The sequence below is a fragment of the Sphingobium sp. FG58 genome (assembly GCF_057809055.1).
Genome location: NZ_JBMDJF010000001.1, coordinates 413,884 through 438,682, shown reverse-complemented (window position 1 = coordinate 438,682; position 24,799 = coordinate 413,884). Strand labels below are relative to the sequence as shown.

General features: G+C 65.2%; 31 protein-coding genes. 18 read left to right on the top strand and 13 right to left on the bottom strand.

Features of this window, described 5'->3' with window-relative positions:
• The first annotated feature begins 16 nt into the window (after positions 1 to 16).
• The 9 genes from ctaD (at position 17) to ACODR8_RS02340 (ending at position 7,870) form a co-directional block, all read left to right on the top strand.
• The gene (gene ctaD, locus ACODR8_RS02380) at positions 17 to 1,711 is read left to right on the top strand and encodes a cytochrome c oxidase subunit I (RefSeq protein WP_294133706.1); all 1,695 of its coding nucleotides are present in this window, start codon (positions 17 to 19) and stop codon (positions 1,709 to 1,711) included.
• Between the two features lie 89 nt (positions 1,712 to 1,800).
• Positions 1,801 to 2,709, top strand: a complete 909-nt coding sequence (locus ACODR8_RS02375) for a heme o synthase (RefSeq protein WP_489005775.1) — start codon at positions 1,801 to 1,803, stop codon at positions 2,707 to 2,709.
• A complete protein-coding gene (locus tag ACODR8_RS02370; RefSeq protein ID WP_182913925.1) occupies positions 2,706 to 2,843 on the top strand; it encodes a hypothetical protein in 138 nt (45 codons plus the stop codon). Before ACODR8_RS02375 ends, ACODR8_RS02370 begins: the two co-directional genes overlap by 4 nt.
• Positions 2,843 to 3,418, top strand: a complete 576-nt coding sequence (locus ACODR8_RS02365; RefSeq protein ID WP_217673652.1) for a cytochrome c oxidase assembly protein — start codon at positions 2,843 to 2,845, stop codon at positions 3,416 to 3,418. The genes ACODR8_RS02370 and ACODR8_RS02365 overlap by 1 nt, the downstream gene beginning before the upstream one ends.
• Positions 3,419 to 3,462: 44 nt before the next feature.
• Positions 3,463 to 4,293 (top strand): cytochrome c oxidase subunit 3, encoded by an 831-nt coding sequence (locus tag ACODR8_RS02360; protein WP_489005774.1) that lies wholly within the window; start codon positions 3,463 to 3,465, stop codon positions 4,291 to 4,293.
• Between the two features lie 87 nt (positions 4,294 to 4,380).
• Positions 4,381 to 4,779: a DUF983 domain-containing protein gene (locus tag ACODR8_RS02355; protein ID WP_489005773.1), complete on the top strand. Its 399-nt coding sequence runs from the start codon at positions 4,381 to 4,383 to the stop codon at positions 4,777 to 4,779.
• Positions 4,776 to 5,411, top strand: a complete 636-nt coding sequence (locus tag ACODR8_RS02350) for an SURF1 family protein (RefSeq protein WP_489005772.1) — start codon at positions 4,776 to 4,778, stop codon at positions 5,409 to 5,411. Before ACODR8_RS02355 ends, ACODR8_RS02350 begins: the two co-directional genes overlap by 4 nt.
• A gap of 44 nt (positions 5,412 to 5,455) precedes the next feature.
• Positions 5,456 to 6,856 (top strand): threonine synthase, encoded by a 1,401-nt coding sequence (thrC, locus tag ACODR8_RS02345; protein ID WP_489005771.1) that lies wholly within the window; start codon positions 5,456 to 5,458, stop codon positions 6,854 to 6,856.
• A 144-nt stretch (positions 6,857 to 7,000) separates the two neighbouring features.
• Positions 7,001 to 7,870 carry a class I SAM-dependent methyltransferase gene (locus tag ACODR8_RS02340; protein ID WP_489005770.1) on the top strand — a complete coding sequence of 290 codons (870 nt, stop codon included), beginning with the start codon at positions 7,001 to 7,003 and terminating at the stop codon, positions 7,868 to 7,870.
• A gap of 2 nt (positions 7,871 to 7,872) precedes the next feature.
• On the opposite strand, the gene ACODR8_RS02335 is transcribed toward ACODR8_RS02340, so the two are convergent.
• Together ACODR8_RS02335 and ygfZ are read right to left on the bottom strand one after the other, a co-directional pair.
• Positions 7,873 to 8,619, bottom strand: coding sequence for a glutaminyl-peptide cyclotransferase (locus ACODR8_RS02335; RefSeq protein WP_489005769.1), 747 nt, complete (start codon positions 8,617 to 8,619; stop codon positions 7,873 to 7,875).
• Positions 8,616 to 9,356 (bottom strand): CAF17-like 4Fe-4S cluster assembly/insertion protein YgfZ, encoded by a 741-nt coding sequence (gene ygfZ, locus ACODR8_RS02330; protein ID WP_489005768.1) that lies wholly within the window; start codon positions 9,354 to 9,356, stop codon positions 8,616 to 8,618. Before ygfZ ends, ACODR8_RS02335 begins: the two co-directional genes overlap by 4 nt.
• A 48-nt stretch (positions 9,357 to 9,404) precedes the next feature.
• On the opposite strand from ygfZ, the gene ACODR8_RS02325 reads away from it, so the two are divergent.
• A complete protein-coding gene (locus tag ACODR8_RS02325) occupies positions 9,405 to 10,736 on the top strand; it encodes a dihydroorotase (protein WP_489005767.1) in 1,332 nt (443 codons plus the stop codon).
• A gap of 71 nt (positions 10,737 to 10,807) precedes the next feature.
• Here the strand turns inward: ACODR8_RS02325 and rarD are convergent, their stop codons facing one another.
• Both rarD and ACODR8_RS02315 read right to left on the bottom strand, forming a co-directional pair.
• On the bottom strand, positions 10,808 to 11,674 hold the full coding sequence (rarD, locus tag ACODR8_RS02320; protein WP_489005835.1) for an EamA family transporter RarD: 867 nt from the start codon (positions 11,672 to 11,674) through the stop codon (positions 10,808 to 10,810).
• A 32-nt stretch (positions 11,675 to 11,706) separates the two neighbouring features.
• Positions 11,707 to 11,928, bottom strand: coding sequence for a hypothetical protein (locus ACODR8_RS02315; protein WP_119746088.1), 222 nt, complete (start codon positions 11,926 to 11,928; stop codon positions 11,707 to 11,709).
• Between the two features lie 159 nt (positions 11,929 to 12,087).
• On the opposite strand from ACODR8_RS02315, the gene ACODR8_RS02310 reads away from it, so the two are divergent.
• The 7 genes from ACODR8_RS02310 (at position 12,088) to ACODR8_RS02280 (ending at position 17,155) form a co-directional block, all read left to right on the top strand.
• Positions 12,088 to 12,831 (top strand): hypothetical protein, encoded by a 744-nt coding sequence (locus ACODR8_RS02310; RefSeq protein ID WP_489005766.1) that lies wholly within the window; start codon positions 12,088 to 12,090, stop codon positions 12,829 to 12,831.
• A gap of 65 nt (positions 12,832 to 12,896) precedes the next feature.
• Positions 12,897 to 13,283: a fluoride efflux transporter CrcB gene (gene crcB / locus ACODR8_RS02305; RefSeq protein ID WP_489005765.1), complete on the top strand. Its 387-nt coding sequence runs from the start codon at positions 12,897 to 12,899 to the stop codon at positions 13,281 to 13,283.
• On the top strand, positions 13,280 to 14,707 hold the full coding sequence (locus ACODR8_RS02300; RefSeq protein WP_489005764.1) for an RluA family pseudouridine synthase: 1,428 nt from the start codon (positions 13,280 to 13,282) through the stop codon (positions 14,705 to 14,707). Before crcB ends, ACODR8_RS02300 begins: the two co-directional genes overlap by 4 nt.
• A gap of 11 nt (positions 14,708 to 14,718) precedes the next feature.
• Positions 14,719 to 15,378 (top strand): HAD-IA family hydrolase, encoded by a 660-nt coding sequence (locus tag ACODR8_RS02295; RefSeq protein WP_489005763.1) that lies wholly within the window; start codon positions 14,719 to 14,721, stop codon positions 15,376 to 15,378.
• Positions 15,375 to 15,629 (top strand): hypothetical protein, encoded by a 255-nt coding sequence (locus tag ACODR8_RS02290; protein ID WP_119745159.1) that lies wholly within the window; start codon positions 15,375 to 15,377, stop codon positions 15,627 to 15,629. Before ACODR8_RS02295 ends, ACODR8_RS02290 begins: the two co-directional genes overlap by 4 nt.
• On the top strand, positions 15,626 to 16,321 hold the full coding sequence (locus tag ACODR8_RS02285; RefSeq protein WP_489005762.1) for an ATP12 family chaperone protein: 696 nt from the start codon (positions 15,626 to 15,628) through the stop codon (positions 16,319 to 16,321). Before ACODR8_RS02290 ends, ACODR8_RS02285 begins: the two co-directional genes overlap by 4 nt.
• 129 nt (positions 16,322 to 16,450) lie before the next feature.
• On the top strand, positions 16,451 to 17,155 hold the full coding sequence (locus tag ACODR8_RS02280; protein ID WP_489005834.1) for a hypothetical protein: 705 nt from the start codon (positions 16,451 to 16,453) through the stop codon (positions 17,153 to 17,155).
• Positions 17,156 to 17,291: 136 nt separating this feature from the next.
• Here the strand turns inward: ACODR8_RS02280 and ACODR8_RS02275 are convergent, their stop codons facing one another.
• The 3 genes from ACODR8_RS02275 to ACODR8_RS02265 are packed head-to-tail and all read right to left on the bottom strand — an operon-like array spanning position 17,292 to position 19,794.
• A complete protein-coding gene (locus ACODR8_RS02275; RefSeq protein WP_489005761.1) occupies positions 17,292 to 17,951 on the bottom strand; it encodes a murein L,D-transpeptidase catalytic domain family protein in 660 nt (219 codons plus the stop codon).
• A 52-nt stretch (positions 17,952 to 18,003) separates the two neighbouring features.
• Positions 18,004 to 18,315: a hypothetical protein gene (locus ACODR8_RS02270; protein WP_489005760.1), complete on the bottom strand. Its 312-nt coding sequence runs from the start codon at positions 18,313 to 18,315 to the stop codon at positions 18,004 to 18,006.
• 6 nt (positions 18,316 to 18,321) lie between these two features.
• Positions 18,322 to 19,794 carry a L,D-transpeptidase family protein gene (locus ACODR8_RS02265; protein ID WP_489005759.1) on the bottom strand — a complete coding sequence of 491 codons (1,473 nt, stop codon included), beginning with the start codon at positions 19,792 to 19,794 and terminating at the stop codon, positions 18,322 to 18,324.
• 56 nt (positions 19,795 to 19,850) lie between these two features.
• On the opposite strand from ACODR8_RS02265, the gene ACODR8_RS02260 reads away from it, so the two are divergent.
• Positions 19,851 to 20,750: a histone deacetylase family protein gene (locus tag ACODR8_RS02260; RefSeq protein ID WP_489005758.1), complete on the top strand. Its 900-nt coding sequence runs from the start codon at positions 19,851 to 19,853 to the stop codon at positions 20,748 to 20,750.
• A 166-nt stretch (positions 20,751 to 20,916) separates the two neighbouring features.
• On the opposite strand, the gene ACODR8_RS02255 is transcribed toward ACODR8_RS02260, so the two are convergent.
• From ACODR8_RS02255 to hisB, 6 genes are all read right to left on the bottom strand, one after another.
• A complete protein-coding gene (locus tag ACODR8_RS02255; RefSeq protein WP_489005757.1) occupies positions 20,917 to 21,483 on the bottom strand; it encodes a hypothetical protein in 567 nt (188 codons plus the stop codon).
• A gap of 71 nt (positions 21,484 to 21,554) precedes the next feature.
• Positions 21,555 to 21,875 carry a phosphoribosyl-ATP diphosphatase gene (locus ACODR8_RS02250; protein WP_489005833.1) on the bottom strand — a complete coding sequence of 107 codons (321 nt, stop codon included), beginning with the start codon at positions 21,873 to 21,875 and terminating at the stop codon, positions 21,555 to 21,557.
• An 8-nt stretch (positions 21,876 to 21,883) separates the two neighbouring features.
• Complete coding sequence (gene hisF, locus ACODR8_RS02245; RefSeq protein WP_489005756.1) at positions 21,884 to 22,663, bottom strand: imidazole glycerol phosphate synthase subunit HisF; 780 nt, start codon at positions 22,661 to 22,663, stop codon at positions 21,884 to 21,886.
• Between the two features lie 4 nt (positions 22,664 to 22,667).
• Positions 22,668 to 23,405 (bottom strand): 1-(5-phosphoribosyl)-5-[(5-phosphoribosylamino)methylideneamino]imidazole-4-carboxamide isomerase, encoded by a 738-nt coding sequence (gene hisA / locus ACODR8_RS02240; protein ID WP_217673633.1) that lies wholly within the window; start codon positions 23,403 to 23,405, stop codon positions 22,668 to 22,670.
• A gap of 105 nt (positions 23,406 to 23,510) precedes the next feature.
• A complete protein-coding gene (gene hisH / locus ACODR8_RS02235; RefSeq protein ID WP_489005755.1) occupies positions 23,511 to 24,128 on the bottom strand; it encodes an imidazole glycerol phosphate synthase subunit HisH in 618 nt (205 codons plus the stop codon).
• Complete coding sequence (gene hisB, locus ACODR8_RS02230; protein ID WP_489005754.1) at positions 24,125 to 24,712, bottom strand: imidazoleglycerol-phosphate dehydratase HisB; 588 nt, start codon at positions 24,710 to 24,712, stop codon at positions 24,125 to 24,127. The genes hisH and hisB overlap by 4 nt, the downstream gene beginning before the upstream one ends.
• Positions 24,713 to 24,799: the final 87 nt, after the last annotated feature.

Here is a 24,799-nt window from a genome sequence, read left to right as displayed (position 1 = left end):
TAAGGGCAGAACCGCCATGACCACCATTACCGCAGATCATCATGGCGACCACGCCCATGATCATCACGACGCCGATCACAAGCCAGCCTTCTTCCAGCGCTGGTTCATGTCCACCAACCATAAGGACATCGGCACCCTCTACCTGATCTTCGCGATTTTCGCGGGCGTCGTGGGTGGGGCGATTTCCGGCCTGATGCGCGTCGAACTGGCGCAGCCGGGCATCCAGTATCTCCAGGGCTGGGCCAATATTCAGCATTCGCTGCTGGGCGCTGAGCCTGCCAGCCTCGACCAGGCCTATCACCTCTGGAATGCGCTGATCACCGCGCACGGCCTCATCATGGTGTTCTTCATGGTGATGCCCGCCATCATCGGCGGCTTTGGCAACTGGTTCGTGCCGATCATGATCGGCGCGCCGGACATGGCCTTCCCGCGCATGAACAATATCAGCTTCTGGCTGCTCATCCCCGCCTTCGCGCTGCTGCTCGGCTCGGCCTTCGTGCCCGGCGGCACCGGCTATGGCGCTGGCACCGGCTGGACCGTCTATGCCCCGCTCTCGACCAGCGGCTCTGCTGGTCCGGCGGTCGACATGGCAATCCTGTCGCTGCATATTGCGGGCGCTGGCTCGATTCTGGGCGCGGTCAACTTCATCACCACCATCCTCAACATGCGCGCGCCGGGCATGACCCTGCACAAGATGCCGCTGTTCGTCTGGTCGGTGCTGGTCACTGCCTTCCTGCTGCTGCTGGCCCTCCCGGTCCTGGCCGCTGCGATCACGATGCTGCTGACCGACCGCAACTTCGGCACCACCTTCTATGACGCGGCCGGTGGCGGCGATCCTGAACTCTACCAGCATCTCTTCTGGTTCTTCGGTCACCCCGAAGTGTATATCATGATCCTGCCCGGCTTCGGCATCGTCAGCCAGATCATCTCGACCTTCTCGAAAAAGCCCGTATTCGGCTATCTCGGCATGGCCTACGCCATGGTCGCGATCGGCGTCGTCGGCTTCGTCGTCTGGGCGCACCATATGTTCACCACCGGCATGTCTGTGAATGTGAAGATGTATTTCACCGCCGCCACCATGGTCATCGCGGTGCCGACCGGCATCAAGATCTTCTCGTGGATCGCGACCATCTGGGGTGGCTCGATCAGCTACAAGACCCCGATGGTCTGGGCGCTGGGCTTCATCTTCCTGTTCACCGTGGGCGGCGTCACCGGCGTCGTGCTGGCCAATGGCGGCGTCGACGACGTGTTGCACGACACTTATTATGTCGTCGCGCACTTCCACTACGTCCTCTCGCTGGGTGCGGTGTTCTCGCTGTTCGCGGGCTTCTATTACTGGTTCCCGAAAATGTCGGGGCGCATGTATAATGAATTCCTCGGCCAGCTGCATTTCTGGGTGTTCTTCGTCGGCGTGAACCTGCTGTTCTTCCCGATGCATTTCCTGGGCCTGTCGGGTATGCCGCGTCGCTACCCCGATTATCCTGCCGCCTTTGAAAAGTGGAACCAGGTCGCGACCCATGGCTATGAAATCATGGCTGTCGGCATGGTGATCTTCTTCATCAACGTGTTCTGGTCGCTGGCGGCTGGCAAGAAGGCCGCTGGCAATCCCTGGGGCGAAGGCGCGACCACGCTGGAATGGACCCTGTCCAGCCCGCCGCCCTTCCACCAGTTCGAAACCCTGCCCGTGATCGACGATGCCGCGCATCACTGATTATCGGACATACTGACATGATCGAGGGGGCGGGTGCCAAGCCCGCCCCCTCATGCTATATGCCCCCGACTGGTGGGGCCGGAACCGATATGACGAGCGTAACGATGACATCCGCCCCGATCACGGCCCACTGGCGCGACTTCCTCGCGCTGACCAAGCCGCGCGTCATGACTTTGGTGGTGTTCATCGGCCTGTGCGGCCTGCTGGCGGCCCCCGGTCATATCCACCCGGTCCTGGCCTTCACCGCCATCCTCTGCATCGCGCTGGGCGCAGGTGCTGCCGCCGCCCTCAACCAATGGTATGAGGCGGATATCGACGCGAAGATGAAGCGCACCGCCAACCGTCCGCTGCCCGCCGGGCGTATGGACCGCACGTCGGCGCTGCATTTCGGCGTCGGCCTGTCCTTCTTTTCGGTCATCCTGATGGGCATGGCGACCAACTGGCTCGCCGCCGCCATTCTGGCCGTCTCGATCCTCTTCTACGTATTCGTCTACACCATCTGGCTCAAGCCCCGCACGGCGCAGAATATCGTCATCGGCGGCGCAGCGGGTGCCTTCCCGCCGGTCATCGGCTGGGCCGCGGTTACCGGCGACGTCGCGGCGCTACCGGTCGCTTTGTTCATGCTGGTATTCTTCTGGACGCCGCCGCATTTCTGGGCGCTGGCCCTGTTCGCCAAGCCCGATTATGCCGCTGCCGGTATCCCGATGCTGCCGGTCGTGTCAGGCGAGGTCGCGACCCGTCGCCAGATCTGGTTCTACACCGCGATCATGGCGGTCGCGGCGATGGCTCCGGTGCTGCTGCGCCTCACCGGCCTGCTCTATGGCACCGTGGCGCTGCTCGGCACATTGCTGTTCGCCGTCTTTGCCTTCCAGGTCTATCGCCGTCGCGAAAGCGATCCGGCGCGGATGGGACCGGAACGGCGGCTGTTCAAATATTCGATCCTCTATCTTTTCCTCCTCTTTGGAGCAGTGGTCGTCGACCGCTGGCTACTTGCATGACCCCAGACGAAGAAAAGCTGATCCGCGCCCGGCAAAAGTCGCGCGCGCTGGTGACGGGCCTCATTCTGGCGGCGCTGGTGATCCTGTTCTACGCCATCACCCTGGCGAAGATCGGTGGGAGCAGCGCGATTTGATGGCGACGCTGCCGCCTTCTCCGTTCGACCGCGACCGGCGCAATCGCCGGACGATGATCGCCATGGCGGGCGTCGGCCTGTCGATGCTGGCGCTCGGCTTCGCCTCGGTCCCGCTCTATCGCATCTTTTGCGAACAGACCGGCTTTGGCGGCACCACCATGCGCGCGGACGCCAATGTGCAGGTGCGCGAAGCGGCGGGCCACACCATGTCGATCCGCTTCGATTCCAATGTCCAGCCGGGGATGCCCTGGCAATTCTACCCCGAACATCGCACCGATACGGTGACCGTGGGCAGCAAGGACATGGCGATCTTCATCGCGAAGAACATGTCGGACAAGCCGGTCACCGGCACCGCCAGCTTCAACGTCACCCCGTCGCAAGCCGGGGCCTATTTCACCAAGATTCAATGCTTCTGCTTCACCCAGCAGACCTTGCAACCGGGGCAGGAGGTGCGGATGCCCGTCCTCTATTTCGTCGATCCCAAGATCCTGAACGACCCGGATAACAAGGATACGCAGCAAATTACCCTCAGCTATACCTTCTACCCTGTTGAGCAGGACAAGAAGCCAAGCTAAGGCACGAGTTAAGAACACGGACAAGCGAACAGGGAAGAGCAGTCATGGCAGGCGCCAAGAATCACGATTATCATATTCTCCCGCCCAGCATCTGGCCCTTGTTTGGCGCCATGTCGGCGCTGGTCATGGCCTTTGGCGGGATCATGTGGATGCACCCCGACGCGCTGCCCGCTGGCGGCGGCTGGGTGTTCCTGCTCGGCCTCGCCGGCGTGCTGTTCACCTTCTACAGCTGGTGGGCCAATGTCGTGGCCGAAGCCCATGCGGGTGATCACACCCCGGTCGTCCAGCTGCACCTGCGCTACGGCATGATCCTGTTCATCGCATCGGAAGTGATGTTCTTCGTCGGCTGGTTCTGGGCCTTTTTCGACTTCTCGCTGTTCCCCAGCGCGCTGCCCCCGATCGACGGCCTGTTCCCGTCAAAGGGCGTGGAAGTCATGAACGCCTTTGAGCTGCCCCTGCTCAACACGCTGATCCTGCTCTGCTCCGGCACCACCGTCACCTGGGCGCATCACGCGCTGATCCACGGCGACCGCGACGGCCTGATCAAGGGTCTGTGGTGTACCATCATTCTGGGCGCAATCTTCTCCTGCGTGCAGGCCTATGAATATGCCCATGCCCCGTTCGATTTCGGCGGCAACCCCTATAGCTCGGCCTTCTACATGGCGACCGGCTTCCACGGTTTCCACGTTCTGGTCGGCACGATCTTCCTGATCGTCAATCTGGTCCGCGCCTATAAGGGCCACTTCACCCCGCGCCAGCATTTCGGCTTTGAAGCCGCTGCCTGGTACTGGCATTTCGTCGACGTGGTGTGGCTGTTCCTCTTCGTCGCCATCTATGTCTGGGGTGGCTGGGGCGCGCCAGTCCACGGCGGCTGATCGCCTGGCGATCCTTGATACAATGAATAACGGCCGGGCTTGTCCCCGGCCGTTTTCTTTTGGGCCGCCGCCCGCTATGCCAGCCCCATGATAACCCCCGTTGAACCCGTCCGCCCCGCCGCGCCGCTTCTGGTCGATGCCGCGCGGGGTGCTTGCCCCAAATGCGGTGCGGCGACCCTGTTCGACGGCCCGGTCCGATTCGCATCCAGCTGCCGCGCCTGCGGTCTCGACTATGTCCAGTTCAATGTCGGCGACGGTCCCGCCGCCTTCCTGACGCTGATTGTCGGCACGCTGATGGTGGTGCTGGCGCTGGCGCTGGAACTTAATCTCCACCCGCCGCTCTGGGTGCATATCCTGCTCTGGACCCCGCTCACCACGATCGCCGTGGTCGCCAGCCTGCGTGTTGCCAAGGGCGCGCTGCTGACGCTGGAATATCGTAACCGCGCCCGCGAAGGCCGCATCGCCAGCAAAGGCCCGGACGCATGAGCAAGTCGCGCATCCCCGTCATCCCGACCATCATCGTCGTGGCCGCCGTGCTGGTCATGATCGGCCTTGGCATCTGGCAGTTCCAGCGTCGCGCGGAAAAGGCGCAGGCGCTGCAACTGGCCGCTAGCAACCCGGCCCGTCCCCCGGTCGCTTTCCCGCAATTGCCGCCGGTATCGCCCGAAATCCTCTTCCGCCCCTCGTCGGTCCAATGCCTGCGCGTTGTCGGCTGGCAGGTCGAGGCAGGCCGCGCCGCCGATGGCTCCACCGGCTATCGCCACATCGCCCAATGCGCCACCGGGGCGGAAGGACCGGGCGCGCTGGTCGCACTCGGTGTGACGGAACGCCCCGACGCCAAGGTCGCCTGGACCGGCGGGCAGGTGGCAGGCTGGATCAGCGAAGAACCCGACCACCGCGCGCTGCTGACCCGCATCGGCGGCAAGGCCATGCCGCTGCGCCCGATGCTGATCGCCCGCACGGCACCTGCGGGCCTCAAACCCTCGGCCCCGCCCAGCGCCGCTGACGTCTCCAACAATCATCTCGCCTATGCGGTGCAGTGGTTCTTCTTCGCGATTGTTGCCGCGATCATCTATATTCTCGCCCTGCGCCGCCGCAACGCGCCCAACTCGCCCTAAAAGCTTGCCCACAAGCGCGCGCATCGCTACCGCGCTTCCCCATCATGCAATATGTCAGCACCAGGGGTAGCGCACCGGCGCTCGGTTTTGAGGATGTCACGCTGGCGGGCCTTGCGTCCGATGGCGGGCTCTATGTGCCGGAAAGCTGGCCGTCCTTTTCGCCCGATGACATTCGCGCCCTTTCCGGCCTATCCTATGTCGAAACCGCCGTCCGGGTCATGGCCCCGTTCGTCGCCGGATCGCTGGATGAGGCCGAACTGCGCGAATTGTGCCAGGCCGCCTATGGCCGTTTCAGCCATCATGCGGTCGTGCCTTTGGTTCAGCTCGATCATCGCAACTGGCTGCTCGAACTCTTCCATGGCCCGACGCTGGCGTTCAAGGATGTCGCGCTTCAATTGCTCGGCCAGTTGTTCGAGCGCTTCCTGTCGCGCCGCGACGATCACCTGACCATCGTCGGTGCGACGTCGGGCGACACCGGCTCGGCGGCGATCGACGCGGTGGCGGGGCGCGAGAAGATCGACATCTTCATGCTCCACCCCGAAGGCCGCGTGTCGGACGTGCAGCGGCGGCAGATGACCACCGTACGCGCGCCCAACGTCCATAATATCGCGATCGAGGGCAGCTTCGATGATGCGCAGGCGATGGTGAAGCGGATGTTCAACGACGCCGATTTCAAGCGTCGCTTCAACCTGTCCGCCGTCAACTCGATCAACTGGGCGCGGTTGATGGCGCAGGTCGTCTATTATTTCTACGCCGCCGTGCGCCTGGGCGCGCCTGAACGCCCGGTCGCCTTCTCGGTCCCGACCGGCAATTTCGGCGATGTGTTCGCCGGCTATGTCGCGGCGAAAATGGGTTTGCCGGTCGCCAAGCTGATCGTCGCCACCAACGTCAACGACATTCTCCATCGCGCCTTGTCGCAGGGCGATTATAGCCAGGGCCAGGTCGTCCCGACCGCCACCCCCAGCATGGACATTCAGGTCAGCTCCAATTTTGAGCGGCTGCTGTTCGACGCGGGCGGGCGCGACGGGCTGGCGCTGGCGGCACAGATGGGCGGCTTCGAAGCCACCCGCGCGATGCGCCTTACCAATGCGCAGCAGGAGGGCGCGGCAGGCCTGTTCACCTCCGCCCGGATCGACGCCGACGGCATGACCATGGCGATGCGCTGGGCCTATGACGCGGCGGGCCAGATCATCGACCCGCACAGCGCCATCGGCCTGGCCGCGGCGCAGGCGACCGATCTCGACCCGTCGATCCCGGTGGTCACGCTGGCGACCGCCCACGCCGCCAAGTTCCGCGACGCGGTCGAGCGCGCCACCGGCACCCGCCCGCCGCTCCCCGCCCGCGTTGGCGACCTGTTCGCGCGTGAAGAAAGCTATGTGAAGCTGCCCGGCACGTTCGAGGCGGTCACCGCCTATGTCGCCGAACGCGCGACCCCGCGCGGCTGATCGGCATATATTTTACCGTTCGTGCTGAGTAGGGACTGAGCTTGTCGAAGGCCCGTATCGAAGCATAAGCGCGCTACTCACCCTTCGATATGCCGCTTCGACTTCGCTCAGCGGCTACTCAGGGCGAACGGAGGTTGTTGAAAAGTGGAACTCAAGACCCTCATCGGCGAACCCTGGGCCGATTATGGCCTGATCGATTCGGGCTATGGCCGCAAGCTGGAACGCTACGGCCGCTTCCGCTTCATCCGCCCCGAACCGCAGGCGATGTGGGCGCCCGCGACCGAAAACTGGAAAGCGGACGGCGAATTCGTCCCCGGCTCGGATGAGGAGGGCGGGGGACGCTGGTTCTATGAAAAGCCGGTCCCTGCCGAAGGCTGGCCGCTCAAATGGAAGGACGTGACTTTCCAGTCGAGCTGCACCCCCTTCCGCCATCTTGGCTTCTTCCCGGACATGGCCCCGGTGTGGGACTGGATGCGCGAACGCACCGCCGACAAGCCCGACGCCGAAGTCATGAACCTGTTTGGCTATACCGGCGTCGGCACGCTCGCCATGTCGGCCAGCGGCGCGCGCATGGTCCATGTCGATGCGTCGAAAAAGTCGGTCGCGCAGGCCCGCGCCAACGCCGACCTGTCGGGGATGGCGGACCGGCCCGTGCGCTGGATCGTCGAGGATGCCGCCAAATTCGTCGCGCGCGAAGTCCGGCGCAACCGCCGCTATGACGGCATCCTGCTCGACCCGCCCAAATATGGCCGCGGCCCCGATGGCGAAGTCTGGCGGCTGGAGGAAGATCTTCCCGCGCTCATCGCCAATTGCCGCCAGTTGCTCGACGCCGACAGCCGTTTCCTGTTCCTGACCGTCTATGCCGTCCGCATGTCGGCCCTCGCGATCGGCGAACTGCTGCGTCAAGCCTTTGCCGACCTGCCCGGCGAGGTTGAAGTGGGCGAGCTGGCGGTGCGGGAAGAAGCGCGCGGGCTGCTGCTTCCCACCGCCATCTGGGCGCGCTGGAAGCGGTAAGCCTACTTCCCAACCCGTATCTCAAACAGCTTCGGCCAATATTTGCCGGTGATGAAAACCCGGTCCTTCGCCGCATCATAGGCGATCCCGTTGGCCACCGCCTCGCTATCGCGCACGCCCGCCGCCTTCATCAACGGCGCGACATCGATCCAGTCGATCACTGCGCCGGTCGCGGGATCAATCCGGGCAATCTTCGTTTCATACCACACATTCGCCCAAATCTCGCCGCGCACATATTCCAGCTCATTGAGCCGCTCGACCGCGCGCCCGTTCCACGTCACGGTGATGCGCCGCTGCTCGGCCAGCGTGTCGGGATCAAGGAAGCGCAATTGCGCGCTGCCGTCGCTCTGGATGATATGTCGCCCGTCCTGCGTCAGCCCCCAGCCTTCGCCCGCATAGCGAAAATCCCCGACCGGCGCGAAATCGGCCAGCTTCCAGACGAAACCCTGCCCATGGCGCCAGGTCAGACTGATCAGCCGGTCACCCCAATTGACGATCCCCTCGCCAAAATAGCGCGGCTCCAGCACGCGCCGCTGGATGACCTTGCCATCCTTCAGCCGCACCTTGCGAATGTCCGACTGCCCCTCCAGTCCGGTGCTTTCATACAGCGCCCCGTCATGGAAAAAGAGCCCCTCGGTGAAGGCGGTGGAATCATGCGGGTAGGTTTTGACCAGCGTCCAGGGCGTGTCGGCGAGGGCCGGGGTGGCGAAAGCCAGCGCGCCCAATAGCGTGAGCAGCAGCCGCTTCATTCCGCCGCGGCCTGATCCGCAACCGCCGCCGCGAGCCAGTCGGGCAGGGTAGCGGGATCGAGCGTTTCCACCCGCCGCAATTCGATCGACAGCCCCATGTCCGGCAGTGCCGCCCGCTGCCTTTTCTCGTCGGCTTGGCGGAGCGGCACCGCGACCAGCCGCCGGTTCACCTTGGCGCGATAATGCATCCGCGCGGTATTTTCCTGCCCGACATAGCAGCCCTTGTCATAATCGACCCCGTTCAGTTCCCCGGCATTGGTTTCCAGCCAGAGCGTCTGGTCCTGCCCCAGCTCGCCCGCGCCCTCGAACACGCCCAAGGCCAGCCTATGCGCGCGAAACGCCGCCGCCGCGTCGCCATCCCCCAGCGCAGCAATCCAGCGATGTCCCAGCGCAGGCAAGCGCGGATCGTGCGGCCTGTCCGCCGCCTCCAGCGCCCAATGCACCGCCAGCGACTCGTCGCGGGCAATCGCGACCTTGCGCCGCAACCGATACAGCGTCAGCCGCTTGGCCAGCGCATCGGCCTGCGCCGCCTCACAGTCGATCAGCACGTCATTGCCATCAGCCCACAACATCATGTCGAACAGCGCTTTCCCCTGCGCGGTCAGCAACGCGGTCCAGCGCGGCGCACCGGGTGCCAGCGTCAAAACATCGCGCGTCAGCAGGCCTTGCAGGAAGGGTCGCGCTTCCTCCCCTGAAATTCTGAGGATCGCGCGGTCGGTGAGGGTGGTGCCGGTCATCGGCTTTAGGTAGGACAGGCGACTTCCATATCCAAGCGGTGAGCCACCATGTCCGAAACTTTCGACCTGATCCTGAAGAACGGCACCATCCACACGCCGGGCGGCGCGGAGCAGGCCGATGTCGGCGTGCGCGGCGGCAGGATCGTCGCGATCGGCACGGGCCTTGGCGACGCGGGCGAGGTGATCGACTGCACCGGCCTCGACGTGCTGCCCGGCTGCATCGACAGTCAGGTCCATTTCCGCGAGCCGGGGCTGGAGCATAAGGAAGATCTCGAATCCGGCAGCCGCGCCGCGGTGCTGGGCGGCATCACCGCCGTGTTTGAAATGCCCAACACCAATCCCAATACCGACACGGCAGAGCGCGTCCATGACAAGCTGCAACGCGCCCATCATCGCATGTGGTGCGATCATGCTTTCTATGTCGGCGCGACGGCGGACAATGCCGAACATCTGCGCGATCTGGAACGCATTCCCGGCACCGCAGGGGTCAAGATTTTCATGGGCGCATCGACCGGCAGCCTGCTGGTCGACGATGACAATGCACTCGCCCGCGTGCTGGCCAGCGGCACCCGCCGCGTCGCCATCCATGCCGAAGACGAAACGCGGATGAATGCGCGCAAAGGTTACGCTCTGGCGGGCGATCCGTCCTCGCACCCGGTCTGGCGCGACGATGAGAGCGCGATGATCGCGACCAAACGCATCATCGGCTTGGCCCGCGCCGCGCGCCGCCGCATCCACATATTGCACATCACCACGCCCGCCGAACTGGCCTATATCGGCCAGAACAAGGATATCGCGACCTGCGAGGTCACGCCCCAGCATCTGACGCTGGCGGGGGAGGAGGCCTATCCGCGCCTTGGCACCTATGCGCAGATGAACCCGCCGATCCGGTCGGGCGCGCACCGCGATGGGCTGTGGCACTGGCTCAATCAGGGCGTGCCTGATGTGCTGGGCAGCGATCACGCCCCCCATACGATCGAGGAAAAGGCCAAGCCCTATCCCACCAGCCCCAGCGGGATGCCCGGTGTCCAGACGCTGGTGCCGTTGCTGCTCAACCATGTGGCGGAGGGGCGGCTGACTTTGCGCCGCTTCATCGAACTGACCTCCTCCGGCCCGCAACGTGTGTTCGGGCTGGTCAGCAAAGGCCGGATCGCGCTTGGCTATGACGCCGACTTCACCGTGGTGGACCTGAAAAAACGCTGGACCGTGGGCAGCGACTGGCTTGCCTCGCGCTGCAACTGGTCCCCGTTCGAGGGGATGGAGCTGACCGGCAAGGCGATCGGCACCATCATCCGCGGCAATCGCGTGATGTGGGAAGATGGGCTGGCCAACGAAGCTGTGGGCGAAGCCGTGCGTTTCGAGGCGACGGAATTTTCCTGACACCTACCTCCGTTCGTTTCGAGCGAAGTCGAGAAACCACTCTCGGCCCCCTCGAAACGAACGGGCTATGATTAAACCGTCGCCACCCGGTTCCGCCGGGCCATCCGCACGCCATCGGTCGCAAACAGGATCAGCGCGATCCAAATGAGTCCAAAGCTCAGCATCTGGCCCTGGCTCAATGTCTCGCCGAACAGCACGACGCCGCAGAAAAATTGCAGCATCGGGGCCAGATATTGCAATATGCCCAGCGTCGCCATGGGCAGCCGTTGCGCCGCCATGGCGAACAGCACCAGCGGCACTGTCGTCACCGCGCCGGAAATCACCAGTAGCGCAGTCGTCCCGGCATCCTGTCCGAAACTCACCCCGCCATGGCCCGCTTCCCAGATCAGGTAAGCAATGGCTGGCGGCGTCAGCAACAGCGTCTCGACGCCAAGGCCCGTCATCGGCGCGACTGGCGTAATTTTGCGCAACAGGCCATAGAAAGCAAAGCTGATCGCCAGCGTCAGGCTGATCCACAAGGTCGTCAGCGCCGCCGCCGCCAATATGGCAACGCCGACCGCCGCCACGCCGATCGCCAGCATTTGCGGACGTCGCAACTTTTCCTTCAGCACCACCACGCCCAGCGCGACATTGACCAGCGGGTTGAGGAAATAGCCCAGGCTCGTTGCGACGACATGCCCATCATTGACCGCCCACACATAGACCAGCCAGTTGATCGCGATCATGAGCGCCGAAGCGGCCAGCGGCAGGATCAGCCGCCGTTCGCGCAATGCCGTCATCAGCGGGACCAGTCCCCGCCGCGCCGCCAGCAGCGTGACGATCAGCAACAGCGACCACAGCACCCGCTGGGTGACGATCTCGATCGGATCGACATGATGGACCAGCCGAAAGAAGAGCGGTAGCATCCCCCAGGCGGTATAGGCGACAATCGCAGCGATCAGGCCATTGCGCGTATAATTGTGCGTCGGGTTCAGAAAATCCCCCCGCCCAGGAACAGCCGCAGCGCGCCGAACGCCGCGACGATCAGGCAGAAATTGCGCCCGCCATTGCGCGAAGAGATCATGCCGATCACTGCGCCGAACAGCGCCATGGGCACCAGCAGCCAGTTCAATGCGCCCAGCAACGGAATGAAGGCGGGGATCATCAGGACCAGGGTGACAAGGCCGATAAAGCCGGATAATATATTTAGCATCCGGCCTAAATGGCCGTTCCGTCGCTTGGCCACAAGGTAAACAGGCAGGCCAGTAAGCAGAAACTGGCCCGATGATGCGGAATTTCACTGCGATTCACCAAAAGTCCTAACGAAAAATTAACCCGCACTCTTCATGCCTTGTTTACGAAGGAGTGCAGCATGGCGTTTTTCAGGTCCGTTTCCATCATCACGCTGACGCTGGCGCTCGCCGCCTGTGGCAAGGGGGACAAGGATGCCAGCCTCGCCGCGCTCGATGCGCAACTCACCAACAATGCGGTCGATCCGGCGCTGAAAGGCGCGCTGGCCGACCCGATCGTGGTCGACCCCCAACTGGTCGGCCAGTCCAATCGCAACGCCGTGCGCCCCGCCGACCGTCCCGCCAATGGCGCAGTGCCGTTGCTGAGTGGCGACGCAGGCAAGGCGCAGGCCGCGGCGCTGCAACAGGCGGGCGGCAAGCTGCTCGCCGCGCCCGCGCCCAGTGCAGGCGACGCGATGGCATCGACCGTCACCTTGGGCGCAGTCGCCCGCGAACAGGCGTCGCGCAACGGCGGCAACGCCCATTGCAGCAAGCAGCTCGCTTACGGCATGGAATGGGCGCAGCGCCTGCCCGATCCCTTCACCCTCTATCCCGGCGCGCAACTGACCGAAGCGGCGGGCGCGGAACGCAATGGCTGCACCCTGCGTGCCGCCAGTTTCGTGACACCCGCGCCGCGCCAAGGCGTGATGGACTATTATTACACCCTCGCCCGCCGCGCCGGTTATGATGGCGAACATAAGATATTGGGCGGCGATCATGTGCTGGGCGGTACGCGCAAGGCCGATGGCAGCGCCTATTTCATCCTCTTCACCGACGCGCCGGGCGGCAAGACCAGCGTCGACATCATCGCCGACAACGGCAAATAGGGGCAAAGGGGCGGAATCGGACCGCCCCATTCCCCTGATCGCCATTTGCCTGTAGGGGCAGCGGCATGACCAATATTTTCCTTGTTATGGGCGGTGGCGCGGTGGGCGCTGCGCTGCGCTATCAGCTGGGCCGTTTCCTGGGCGCGATGACGCCGGGCGCGACCTGGCCGTGGGGTACGTTCGCGGCCAATCTGATCGGCGGTTTCGCCATGGGCCTGCTCGCTGGCTGGCTGGCGCGCGGCAGCATGACGTCGGGCGAACCGATGCGGCTGCTACTGGGTGTCGGCGTGCTGGGCGGCTTCACCACCTTCTCCGCCTTCAGCCTGGAAACATTGCTGATGATCGAGCGCGGCCAGATCCTCGTCGCACTGGCCTATGCGCTCGCGTCGGTGATCGGCGCCGTCGTGGCGCTGGCGCTGGGCCTGTCGCTGATGCGGAGTGTCGTGGCATGAAGGGCCGTCCTCCCGGCAAGAGCGACGCCCCGCGCGGTCGCAAACCCGCTGCCCCCGGCAAAGCCGCCGCTGGCAAAGCAGCCCCCGGCAAAGGCTTCGGCAAGCCCGCTGCCGGTAAATCCGCCCCCGGCAAGCCGACCGGGGCGCCCGGTCGCGCCCGTGGCGGCGCAAAGGCGGCGACCGCGCGCAAGGGGGAGGGCGGCAAGCCCGCCTTCAAGCCGCCGTTCAAGTCCGGCCCGAAAAAGCCCGCTGCCAAGCCCGCCGCCGCCAAGGTAGCACCCGTGGTGCAGGCCGCCGCGCCCAAGCCATCGGCGGCCAAGGGCGTCTCGCTCGACGTGCGCCAATATCGGGTCCAGCCCGACGATGACGGCATCCGCCTCGACCGCTGGTTCCAGCGTCATCTGCCCGATGTCGGCTTCAACATCGTGTCGCGCTGGTCGCGCACCGGCCAGTTGCGCATCGACGGCGCACGCGCCGCGCCGGGCGATCGCATCGCCGAGGGGCAAATGATCCGCGTCCCCCCCGCCGAAGCCAGGGCCGCGCCCTCCGAACGTCCCGCCAAGCGCGCCATGGTCATCGACCTGACCGAGGACGAGATCGCCTATGTGCAGGAAATGGTGATCCACCGCGACGCGCAGGCGATCGTCATCAACAAGCCGCCGGGCCTTGCCACGCAGGGCGGGACCAAGACGGACGAGCATGTCGACAAATTGCTCGATGGCCTGATCTTCAACGCCGAATCGCGGCCCAAGCTGGTTCACCGGCTGGACAAGGATACGTCGGGCGCCTTGCTGCTCGCCCGCTCCAGCCGCGCCGCCGCCCATTTCGCCAAGGCTTTTTCCAGCCGGACCGCGCGCAAAGTCTATTGGGCGCTGGTTATCGGCGTGCCGTCCATCGCGGACGGCATGATCGAACTGCCGCTGGCCAAGCAACCCGGCACCGGCGGCGAAAAAATGCATGTCGATGAAGCCGAAGGCTTGCCCGCGCGCACCCGCTACCGCGTCATCGAACGGGCGGGCAACCGCGCCGCCTGGGTCGAGCTGCAACCCTATACCGGCCGCACCCACCAGCTGCGCGTCCATCTCGCCGCGATCGGCCACCCGATCGTGGGCGACGGCAAATATGGCGGCAAGGACAGTTTCCTGACCGGCACGATCAGCCGCAAGATGCACCTTCACGCCCGCCGCATCCGCGTCGATCACCCCGACGGTGGCCGGGTGGACGTGATGGCCGACCTGCCCGCCCATTTCGCCTCCAGCCTGGCCGATCTCGGCTTTGACCTGAGCCTCGGCGACATGCCGCTGGACGATGAGATCGACCGCAGCCCCACGCGCGAGGATGAAAAGAAGTTCGCGCGCCAGCACGCCAAGCAGGTGCGCAAGGACCGCAAGGGCGAGCGGCGCTCGCGCGGCGGGGGCGAATAGGGACAGCGTCGATGCCTAACCCCCTGGTCGTGTTCGATTGTGACGGCACGCTGGTCGACAGCCAGCATAATATCTGCGCCGCCATGGCCCGCGCGTTCGAGGACGCGAAGCTTGCCGCGCCGGATCGCCTCGCCATCCTCTCGGTCGTCGGCCTCTCGCTGCCCCACGCCATGGCCCGGCTGCTGCCGGACGCGGAGGCGGATTTTCACGATCATCTCTCGGAGCGCTACAAGCTGGCGTTTCAGGCGATGCGGCGCGAAAATGCCGTGTCCGAACCGCTCTATCCCGGCATTGCCGATCTGGTCCATGATCTGGACCGCGCGGGCTGGCTGCTGGGCGTCGCCACCGGCAAGTCGGATCGCGGCCTGGCCCTGTGCCTCACCCATCATGGCCTGATCGACCGCTTCGTCACGCTCCAGACCGCCGATCGCCACCCGTCCAAGCCGCACCCCTCCATGCTGCTCACTGCGATGGCCGAAGCCGGGGCCGCGCCCGACACCACCGTCATGATCGGCGACACGAGTTTCGACATCGACATGGGAATGGCCGCAGGCGTCCGCAGTATTGGTGTCGCCTGGGGCTATCATGCGCCTGATGATCTCATCGCGGCGGGCGCGCAGGCCGTGGCCATGGACAGCGCGCAATTGCGCGGCCATATCGGCGCGCCATGACCGACTTTCCGCCTCCACCCCCCGTTGATCCCGAAAAGATCGCCCGCCAGCGCCATTTCGCCATCGGCCTGTTCCGCCTGTCGGGCGCCTTCATCGTCATGTTCGGCTTCCTCGCCATCATGCAGCGCTTCACCTGGGTGCAGGGGGACAAGGCCAAGGCTTTCGGCGCGATCATGGTCATCGTCGGCCTGTTCCAGTTCATGGTCGTCCCGCGCCTGATGCTGGCCCTGTTCAAGCGCACCAAGCCATGAAGCGCTTTTACAAGGACGTCGCCGTCGTTCCCGCTGACGAAGGCTTTGCCATCCAGCTCGACACCCGCCCGGTCCGCACCCCCGCCCGCGCGCTGCTGGCGCTGCCCACGCCAGCGCTGGCCGACGCGGTCGCCGCTGAATGGCGCGCGCAGGGGGAGAGCGTCGATCCTGCTACCATGCCGCTCACCGGCCTTGCCAATGCCGCGATCGACCATATCGTCCCCAACCATGCCAGCTTTGCCGCCAGCATCGCCCGCTATGGCGAAAGCGACCTGCTCTGCTACCGCGCCGAAGCGCCGCAGACGCTGGTGGAGCGGCAGGCGGCAGCATGGGAGCCGCTGCTCGACTGGGCGCGGGCGCGCTATGACGTCGCCTTCGTCGTGACGCAGGGGATCTGGCCGGTCGACCAGCCCGCACAGACGCTCATCCGGCTCGGCGCAGCGGTCGCGGCCTTCGATCCCTTCCTGCTTGCCGGCCTCTCCACGCTGGTGAACCTCAGCGGATCACTGATCTGCGGCCTCGCCATTGTCGATGGCGGCCATGACCTCGACGCCATCTGGCAGGCCGCCGAAATCGACGAGGCGTGGCAGATCGAACAATGGGGCGAGGATGCACAGGCAGCGGCCCGCAACGCCCGGCGCACCGCCGATTTTGCCACGGCTGGAGCCTTTTGCGCGATGAGCCGTCCCTGACCCTCTGGGAACCGGCCTGCGCCTTCGTTCATTATTGATGTTGAGAGGCGCGAGGTTCGCCTGTTCGACATTTATGGTGCAACGACCAAGGAGACCCTGACATTGGCAAAGACCACCCTGATCGCTCTGATGACCCTGTCCGCGCCGCTGGCGCTTGCGACGCCCGCATCGGCTCAGGACGCACCTGCTGCCCAATCCGCTCCCGCCGCCGCGCAGATGACCCCGGCCCAGATCGCCGCCTTCAACAGCGCGGTCACGGCCTTCACCGCCGGACAGGCCGCCCAGCAGGCCGGCGACAATGCCGGGGCCGTCGCCAAATATGATGCCGCGCTCCCCGCCATCCGCACCGCGGTAGAGGTGGACCCGTCGAAGATCGACAATGTCAATTTCCTCGCCAACGCCCTCTATGCCGACGCTGCCGCCTATGGCGCGCTGGGCCAGATGGACAAGGTGATCGCGCTGTACGGCGAATCGGTGCCGCACTGGCGCAAGGTGGTGGAAGCCAAGCCCACTGATGCCGCCAGCCGCAACATATTGGCGGGCATATTGATCCAGATGGGCAACCAGAAACTCGCCGCGCAGGACAAGGCCGGCTCCGCCCCGCTCTATACCGAAGCGCTGGCTCTGGCCCGCAAGTCGGCATCCGAAAATGCGGCGGACAAGGTCACGAAAAACATCCTCCTCTCCGCCCTCATCGGTGCCAGCCAGACCAGCACCGACACCGCGCTGCAGGCCGAAGCGGTCGCGCTCAGCAAGACGATGCTGGCCGATGGCTCGGTCGACGCGACCAACAAGCCTGCGGCCGAAGCGCTGACGGGCGCCAAGGCGGGGTAATATGTCTGGCGGGAGAGGGAGACGAACCGCCCCCATCTCCCGTCATGCCAGCGAAAGCTGGCATCCCGCTTTTCTTCGCAACGCCGCGCCGGAAGAACAGAGATCCCGGCTTTCGCCGGGATGACGCTGGAAAAGCTTAACCCGCAACCCCGATCTTGTCCGCATAGAGCAACCGCCCGCTGCCCAGCAGCCCCAGCAATTGCGGCAGCATGTGCGGCGCGACCGCGAAGCAGCCTTCGCTCCGTCCGCATTTGCCCCAGGCGGCGATATGGTCCTCGCCCACATAGTCCGCGCCATGGACGACGATGGCGCGCGGTTCGGCATTGTTGTTCTGCGGGTCCAGCCCAATGAGTCGCATCGCCCGGCCATGCTGGCCGATATATTGCTCGCCGGTCTTGAACGCGCCTGAACTGCTGGCCAGCGAATTGGGTTCGTTGGAAAAACTGTGGAGCCAGCCGCTATGCGCCGGGTCCGATCCGCGGCCATGGGCCACCAGATAGCTGCTGCTCTGCCCGCCAATCAGGTCGATGACATGGAAGCGCACATCCTTCGACGGCGCGGTAAAGTCGGCGATTGCCACCCGGTCCCGCAGGGTGAAAGCGTCGCCATGCCGGTCGAGCGCGGCCTTGGCGCGTTCCAGCAGCGACGCATAGGGCTTGGCCGCTATCGGCTGCACGACCGGCGTCGCAGGCAAAGGCGCGGCCCCCACTGGCACGGCCGCCCGGCCGATGCTGTCGGATAGAAACGAAAAGGCGAGTCCGCTTACGGCGAACTTCGTGAAATTGCGGCGATCCATGATACCAATATAGCAAAGACGCAGCCCCGCTCCAAGAGCGGGGCGATGCGGCTTATGGTGCGGAACTGCTCGCTTCGTCTGCGGGCTGGCTCTCTTCGCCTTCCTGGGGCAGGCGCGCGGTCATGCCGGTGGCGTCGGCATCATCCTGAATCTGCTGCTGTTCCGACACGGAGGGCGGCGGCGCGGCTGGAGTCGCGACGGCATTGTTGGACGGCGGCGGCAGCACCGCGTCCGGCTCCTCGATAATGACATTCTCGACCGGCGGCTCTACCAGATTATTGGTCGCCGTCGGCTCTTCCTCCTTCTTGCCGCAGGCGGACAGGGCAAGGGCACCGGCAAGGGCGAACAGGGCAATTTTGCGCATGGGTGGTCAGTCCTTCGATGCGATCGTCGGGGAGGGGAGGGCGGTGGGGTCGGCCCGGCGGCTCGACGCCTCGATCTTGGCGGCCAGCAACTTGTCCCAGCCATAGGGGTCGGCGCGGAAACTCATCGTCCCGTTGCTGCTGGCAAAGGCGGTCCAGTAGAGCAGATAGACCGCCACTTCCTGCGGCAACGACACGCGCTGGGTCTTGCCCGCGTCGATCAGCGTCTGGATCTGGCCGTTCAGCTCCGGGTCGCTCGCCACCATCAGCTCGGCCAGCGACACCGGCTTTTCCAGCCGGATGCAGCCATGGCTGGCCAGCCGGTCATAGCTCGCAAATTTGCCGCGTGACGGCGTGTCGTGCAGATAGACGGCGAACGGGTTGGCGAAGTCGAACTTCAACCGCCCCAGCGCGCTGTTCGGGCCGGCGGGCTGGACGATCCGCTCGCCCCCTTCGGGCGTCTTGATGATCTTGTAGCCCTGCCTTGCCAGCGCCGCGCGACCCTTGGGAAACAGCTCCCGATTGGCGATCGACATCGGCACGTTCCACGGCGGATTGACCACGATCGAATGGATGTTCGACGTCAGCATCGGCGTCGCATTTTGCGGGCTGCCGGTGACCGCGCGCATCGACGTGACCGGCTGGTCGCCCTGGAAAACGGTCAGCACGGCGGCGGCGATGTTCACCTGCACCCGGTTGACCGGCAGGCGGCGCGGCATCCAGCGCCACCGCTCCATATTGGCCATGATCGCGGCGATCCGGTCATCCACGCTGACATTGAGCGCCGCCAGCGTCCGTGCGTCGAGCAAGCCGGTGGGATTAAGTCCATAGCGCCGCTGCGCCCGTTGCAGCACGTCGGTCAGATTTTCGGTCGGCGTGACGCTCTTGTCCTCCAGCGCGATGCGTGCGCGCACCACCATCGGCGCGGACGTCGCGGTCAGCACCGGCCAGCCACCCTTGTCGCGGATCGCCTCATAGGTGGCCAGTCCCTTGCGCAGCCCGTCATAGCCCGCATAGGGCGGCGTCAGCGCATTGGCCCATTGCGCCAGCCGATCCTCGGCCACCGCCTTGGCCAGTCCTGGGCGCGGATCGAACCGTTCGGGGCGCAGCGCCCATATCTCCAGGAAATCGGCAGTATCGACCCGCCCGGTGGACAGCGCCTTCGCCCGGTCGAGCACCGCATTGACCAGCGCCTCGCCGGTCAGGCTGGCGGTCGCCTTGCTGCGCGCCATCAGCCCCTGTTCCGCGCCACCGCGCAGCCAGCCATTCGCCCACGCTTCCTGCGCCGCCGACAGCGGCGGGATGGGCGCTGGCAATGGTGCGGGCGGCACCGGTTGCACCATTGCCGGGGGCAGCGTCGGCGCGGTGGCCGGGGGTTGCGTTACCGGCGTCTGGGCGTAAGCGGGCAGGGTGCTGGCATTAAGGACACTGGCGCTCAGCAGGGCGAGCGTCGAAAAACGGATCATGTTGGGACGGTTCATGCTGGACCAGATAGCGCAAAGCGGCCACCGTTCAAATCACGATAGCGGAAAAGATCATGCTGCACGTCGTTCACCATCCTGCCTATGTCTCTCCCGCAACACCCGGCAGCCGCTTTCGTTTCGACAAATATGGGCTGGTGATGGAGGCGCTGCGCGAAATTGCACCGCCCATGACCCTCCACACCCCCGATCCGATGCCGCGCGCCTGGATAGAGGCGGTGCATGATCCCGACTATGTGGAGGAGGTGCTGACCCTCACCGTCCCGCCGCCCAAGGAACGGCGGATCGGCTTTCCGGTCACCGAACGGGTGATGCGTCGCTCCATTCTATCGCCCGGCGGCACTTGGGCGGCGGCGCGGCTGGCGCTTGTCCATGGCTTTGCCGCCAATGCCGCAGGCGGCAGCCATCATGCGCTGGCCGATAGCGGGGCGGGCTATTGCGTGTTCAACGACCTGGCCATCGCCGCCAACCGGCTGATCACGGAGGGGGAGGCGGACCGCATCCTGATCCTCGACCTCGACGTGCATCAGGGCGATGGCACAGCGTCGCTGCTGGCGGGCCGGTCGGACATTTTCACCTTGTCGATCCACGCGGAAAAAAATTTCCCGGTGCGAAAGGCACGATCGACGCTCGACATCGGCCTGCCTGACGGGGTGGAGGACGCCGCCTATCTCGCCATCCTGCACAACACGCTGCCGCCCGTGCTGGACGATTTCGTCCCCGACCTCATCCTCTATCAGGCCGGGGTCGATCCCCATGGCGATGACCGGCTGGGGCGGCTGGCGCTGACCGACGCGGGTCTCGACGCGCGCGACCGCTATGTCATGCGCCAGGCGAGGGCGCGGGCCATTCCCGTCGCCAGCACCATGGGCGGCGGCTATGGCGAGGATCGCATGGCCGTCGCCCACCGCCACGCCGCCTGCATGATCCGCATGGCGCAGGAAGCTATGGCGTAACGCGATCTGCCTTTACCAAATTCCGTTCGTCCTGAGTAGCCATTGAGCGAAGTCGAAATGGCGTATCGAAGGATGCGTATGGATGCGATGCTTCGATACGAGCCTTCGACAAGCTCAGCCTCTACTCAGCACGAACGGAGGTTGTGCAGGCTAAAGTTATCCCGCCCTAATGCACCGTCCCGACTGCGGGTTGCGCACCGTCCATCAGCTTGGCCGCGATCAGCCCTGCCACCGCCAGCGCGACGAAATCGCTGAACCCCAGATAGGGGATATAGCCCCAGGGTGCATGGTTGAACACGGCCTGCCCAATATCCATCCACAGCACCGTCGCCAGCGCGAGGATCAGGCTAACCCGCGCCCGCTCGGCAAAGCCGGTCGTGACGAGCCGCAGCGCCAGCGCGATCAGCACACCCACCACCAGCGCCAGGATCAGCCCGCCGATCAGGCTGGCGCTGTCCATCACCGGAAAGCCGCTGCTATTATAGAAAATTTGCGCGACCGGACCCTTGCCATACAGGATCGTCCCCTCCGCCGTCGCCGGGTCGGGGATGGTATAGACGCCGGTGCCGGTCGTATTGAGCGCCTGCGCCAGCGCCGCCTGCAAATTGGCGCTCGCCTGCCCCTCGGCGCGGCTCATCGCCAGCGCGCTTAGCGGCGTCCCCCAGAAGATGAAGCCTGTGATAAACATCGCAAAGCCGCCCAGCAGGCCGCCGATTACTGTCCGTATCATCATGCTCTCCACTCCCTGTCCCGCCCATGAGGCTAGGCCAGAACGCAGCGGACGCAATATCTATCCGATGATTGTCAGTCCGCGGGGCGCGATGCCTTCTCGGCAATGCCCGACACGCCCTCGCGCCGCTCCAGCTCGTCGCACACATCGTCGAGCGAAATGTCGCAATCGGCGAGCAGCAGCAGCAGGTGGAACAGCAGGTCCGCGCTTTCGCCAACCACGCCGTCACGGTCGTCCGCCATCGCGGCGATCACCGTCTCGACCGCTTCCTCGCCCACTTTCTGCGCAATCTTGCCACGCCCCCGCGCCGTCAGCTTGGCGACATAGGATGTGGACGGGTCAGCCGAGCGCCGCTGGCGGATCGTCTGTTCCAGTTGGTGGAGGGTTTCGCGCATATCTGTCCTCATGCCTCAGCCAGATTGGTGCCACGCACCGGCACGCCTGCCGCCGCCAGCGCGCGATGCGCGTCGGCGATCGTATGCTGCCCGAAATGGAAGATCGACGCCGCCAGCACTGCGCTGGCATGGCCCAATGTCACGCCCTCGACCAGATGGTCCAGCGTCCCCACGCCGCCGCTGGCGATGACCGGGATCGATACCGCATCGGCAATCGCCCGCGTCAGTGCCAGATCATAGCCTGCCCTGGTCCCGTCGCCATCCATCGACGTTACCAGCAATTCGCCCGCGCCCAGCTCCGCCAGTCGCAGCGCATGGTCCAGCGCGTCGATCCCCGTCGGTTTGCGCCCACCATGGGTGAAGATTTCCCAGCGATTCTCGCCGACCCGCCGCGCATCGACCGATCCCACTATGCACTGGCTGCCAAAGCGATCGGCAATATCGGCGACCAGTTCGGGCCGCGCCACCGCCGCGCTGTTTACCGCCACCTTGTCCGCCCCGGCCAGCAGCAGCGCGCGCGCATCCTCCGGCGTCCGCACCCCGCCGCCAACGGTCACCGGCATGAAGCAGACCTCGGCCGTGCGCCGCACCACGTCCAGGATCGTGCCGCGCGCCTCATGCGTCGCGGTAATGTCCAGAAAACACAGCTCGTCCGCGCCCGCCGCATCATACAGCTTCGCCTGCTCGACCGGATCGCCCGCATCGCGCAGATCGACGAAATTGACGCCCTTGACCACGCGCCCATTGGCCACGTCCAGACAGGGAATGACGCGGGTGCGGACGGTCATCGGATCACGCCGCCGCCTGCGCCACGGCCAGCGCGACTTTCAGGTCCAGCCGCCCGTCATAGAGCGCCCGCCCGGTGATCACGCCCTCAATCCCGTCATCGGCGTGCAGGCTCAGCACGCGAATGTCGGCAATCCCCGCCACGCCGCCGCTGGCGATCACCGGAATGTCGGTCGCCCGCGCCAGATCGACTGTCGCCTCGACATTGCAGCCTTTCAGCATCCCGTCGCGGCCCACATCGGTGAAGAGCAGGCTGGCGACGCCCGCATCCTCGAACCGCCGCGCCAGGTCGATCACCGGCATGTCCGATTTCTCCGCCCAGCCATCGGTCGCGACAAAGCCGTCGCGGGCATCGACCGCCACGACAATCCCGCCGGGAAAATCACGCGCCGCCAGCTTGACGAACGCCGGGTCTTTCAGCGCCGCCGTGCCGATGACGATGCGCGACACGCCCAGGTCGAACCAGCGCTCCACCGACTCGCGATTGCGGATGCCGCCGCCCAGCTGGACATGGCCCGGAAAGGTCTCGACAATCCGCTCGACCGCCGCAGCATTGACCGCATGGCCGGCAAAACTCCCGTCCAGATCGACGACATGCAGATGCTGCGCCCCCGCCTGCGCGAACAAAGCCGCCTGCGCCGCCGGATCGTCGCCATAGACGGTCGCACGGTCCATATCACCCTCGGCCAGGCGCACGACCTGCCCGTTTTTCAGGTCAATGGCGGGAAAGACGATCAGAGACATGGACTCACCAGACAATATTGGGGCAGCGTGTTCCCGCGAAGGCGGGAACCCAGCTCCGACGTTTCAACTGGGTTCCCGCCTTCGCGGGAACACGGGTCGGCATCATCACGGCTTCCACTCCAGAAAGCGCGACAGGAAGGAAAGGCCATAGCTCTGGCTCTTTTCCGGGTGAAACTGGCAACCGATGATGGTGTCGCGCGCCACCGCCGCGACCAATGGCCCGCCATGGTCGGTCACGGCCGCGACATGCGCCGGATCGGTCGCCTCGAAATGATAGCTGTGCAGGAAATAGGCTTCGCCCGGCTGCAACAGGGGCGGCGCGCCGTTCAGCACGACATCATTCCACCCCATATGCGGCACCTTGATGCTGGCATCGTCCGGCTGCATCAGCCGGACGGTGCCGGGAATCCAGCCCAGCCCCTCATGCCGCCCGAATTCCTCGCCAGCCTCGGCCAGCAATTGCATCCCCACGCACACGCCCAGAAACGGCACGCCGCGCTTGTGGACGGCCTCGCCCATCGCCTCGACCATGCCGGGAATCGCCACCAGCGCATCGCGGCACGCCCGGAACGCGCCCACGCCCGGCAACACGATCCGGTCGGCCCGTGCCACCACATCGGCGTCCGCAGTGATGACGACATCGTTCGCCCCCGCCTTGCGCAGGGCATTATAGACCGAATGCAGATTCCCCGCGCCATAGTCGATCAGGGCGACCCCGCTCACAACATCCCCTTGGTCGACGGGATCGCATCCGCCTTGCGCGGGTCGATCTCCACCGCCTGCCGCAGCGCGCGGGCCAGACCCTTGAATGCGCTTTCGACGATATGGTGATTATTGCTGCCATAGAGAAATTCGATGTGCAGCGTGATGCCCGCGGCCTGCGCGAAGCTGTGGAAGAAATGCTCCACCATCTCGGCGTCCCATTCGCCGATCTTCTGCACCGTGAAGGGCAATTTGCACACCAGCCAAGGCCGCCCGGAAATGTCGAGCGCCACCCGTGTCAGGGTCTCGTCCATCGGCGAATAGACGGAGCCGTAGCGCGAAATCCCCCGCTTGTCGCCCAGCGCCTTGGCCACCGCCTCGCCAATGGCGATCGCGGTATCCTCGGTCGTGTGATGCTGGTCGATATGCAGGTCGCCCGCGGTCTTGACCGTCATGTCGATCAGCGAGTGCCGCGACAATTGCTCGATCATATGGTCGAGGAAGCCGATGCCCGTCGACACCGTATAAAGACCCGTGCCGTCAAGGTTGACGGTTACGTCGATCTGGGTTTCCGCCGTGTTGCGGTGAATCTCGGCCGTGCGCATGGTGGCCCTATAGCGCGTGCCGCCCATCTTGCAATCTGGTCGTGCAATGCGGTCCATCCAAACCGGGAGGGGGGTTGACCCCCTGTT

Excerpts from the sequence above, each read along its gene's own strand:
- ACODR8_RS02285 (WP_489005762.1), top strand. The coding sequence starts at position 15,626 with ATGAAGCGCTTTTACAAGGACGTCGCCGTCGTTCCCGCTGACGAAGGC.
- ACODR8_RS02375 (WP_489005775.1), top strand. The coding sequence starts at position 1,801 with ATGACGAGCGTAACGATGACATCCGCCCCGATCACGGCCCACTGGCGC.
- ACODR8_RS02260 (WP_489005758.1), top strand. The coding sequence starts at position 19,851 with ATGCTGCACGTCGTTCACCATCCTGCCTATGTCTCTCCCGCAACACCC.
- ACODR8_RS02290 (WP_119745159.1), top strand. The coding sequence starts at position 15,375 with ATGACCGACTTTCCGCCTCCACCCCCCGTTGATCCCGAAAAGATCGCC.
- ACODR8_RS02360 (WP_489005774.1), top strand. The coding sequence starts at position 3,463 with ATGGCAGGCGCCAAGAATCACGATTATCATATTCTCCCGCCCAGCATC.
- ACODR8_RS02365 (WP_217673652.1), top strand. The coding sequence starts at position 2,843 with ATGGCGACGCTGCCGCCTTCTCCGTTCGACCGCGACCGGCGCAATCGC.
- hisB (WP_489005754.1), bottom strand. The coding sequence starts at position 24,712 with ATGCGCACGGCCGAGATTCACCGCAACACGGCGGAAACCCAGATCGAC.
- crcB (WP_489005765.1), top strand. The coding sequence starts at position 12,897 with ATGACCAATATTTTCCTTGTTATGGGCGGTGGCGCGGTGGGCGCTGCG.
- ctaD (WP_294133706.1), top strand. The coding sequence starts at position 17 with ATGACCACCATTACCGCAGATCATCATGGCGACCACGCCCATGATCAT.
- ACODR8_RS02270 (WP_489005760.1), bottom strand. The coding sequence starts at position 18,315 with ATGCGCAAAATTGCCCTGTTCGCCCTTGCCGGTGCCCTTGCCCTGTCC.
- ACODR8_RS02325 (WP_489005767.1), top strand. The coding sequence starts at position 9,405 with ATGTCCGAAACTTTCGACCTGATCCTGAAGAACGGCACCATCCACACG.
- thrC (WP_489005771.1), top strand. The coding sequence starts at position 5,456 with ATGCAATATGTCAGCACCAGGGGTAGCGCACCGGCGCTCGGTTTTGAG.
- hisF (WP_489005756.1), bottom strand. The coding sequence starts at position 22,663 with ATGACCGTCCGCACCCGCGTCATTCCCTGTCTGGACGTGGCCAATGGG.
- hisA (WP_217673633.1), bottom strand. The coding sequence starts at position 23,405 with ATGTCTCTGATCGTCTTTCCCGCCATTGACCTGAAAAACGGGCAGGTC.
- ACODR8_RS02300 (WP_489005764.1), top strand. The coding sequence starts at position 13,280 with ATGAAGGGCCGTCCTCCCGGCAAGAGCGACGCCCCGCGCGGTCGCAAA.
- ACODR8_RS02335 (WP_489005769.1), bottom strand. The coding sequence starts at position 8,619 with ATGAAGCGGCTGCTGCTCACGCTATTGGGCGCGCTGGCTTTCGCCACC.
- ACODR8_RS02280 (WP_489005834.1), top strand. The coding sequence starts at position 16,451 with ATGACCCTGTCCGCGCCGCTGGCGCTTGCGACGCCCGCATCGGCTCAG.
- ACODR8_RS02275 (WP_489005761.1), bottom strand. The coding sequence starts at position 17,951 with ATGGATCGCCGCAATTTCACGAAGTTCGCCGTAAGCGGACTCGCCTTT.
- ACODR8_RS02265 (WP_489005759.1), bottom strand. The coding sequence starts at position 19,794 with ATGAACCGTCCCAACATGATCCGTTTTTCGACGCTCGCCCTGCTGAGC.
- ACODR8_RS02310 (WP_489005766.1), top strand. The coding sequence starts at position 12,088 with ATGGCGTTTTTCAGGTCCGTTTCCATCATCACGCTGACGCTGGCGCTC.
- ACODR8_RS02355 (WP_489005773.1), top strand. The coding sequence starts at position 4,381 with ATGATAACCCCCGTTGAACCCGTCCGCCCCGCCGCGCCGCTTCTGGTC.
- ACODR8_RS02315 (WP_119746088.1), bottom strand. The coding sequence starts at position 11,928 with ATGCTAAATATATTATCCGGCTTTATCGGCCTTGTCACCCTGGTCCTG.
- ACODR8_RS02295 (WP_489005763.1), top strand. The coding sequence starts at position 14,719 with ATGCCTAACCCCCTGGTCGTGTTCGATTGTGACGGCACGCTGGTCGAC.
- ygfZ (WP_489005768.1), bottom strand. The coding sequence starts at position 9,356 with ATGACCGGCACCACCCTCACCGACCGCGCGATCCTCAGAATTTCAGGG.
- ACODR8_RS02255 (WP_489005757.1), bottom strand. The coding sequence starts at position 21,483 with ATGATGATACGGACAGTAATCGGCGGCCTGCTGGGCGGCTTTGCGATG.
- ACODR8_RS02370 (WP_182913925.1), top strand. The coding sequence starts at position 2,706 with ATGACCCCAGACGAAGAAAAGCTGATCCGCGCCCGGCAAAAGTCGCGC.
- ACODR8_RS02350 (WP_489005772.1), top strand. The coding sequence starts at position 4,776 with ATGAGCAAGTCGCGCATCCCCGTCATCCCGACCATCATCGTCGTGGCC.
- ACODR8_RS02250 (WP_489005833.1), bottom strand. The coding sequence starts at position 21,875 with ATGCGCGAAACCCTCCACCAACTGGAACAGACGATCCGCCAGCGGCGC.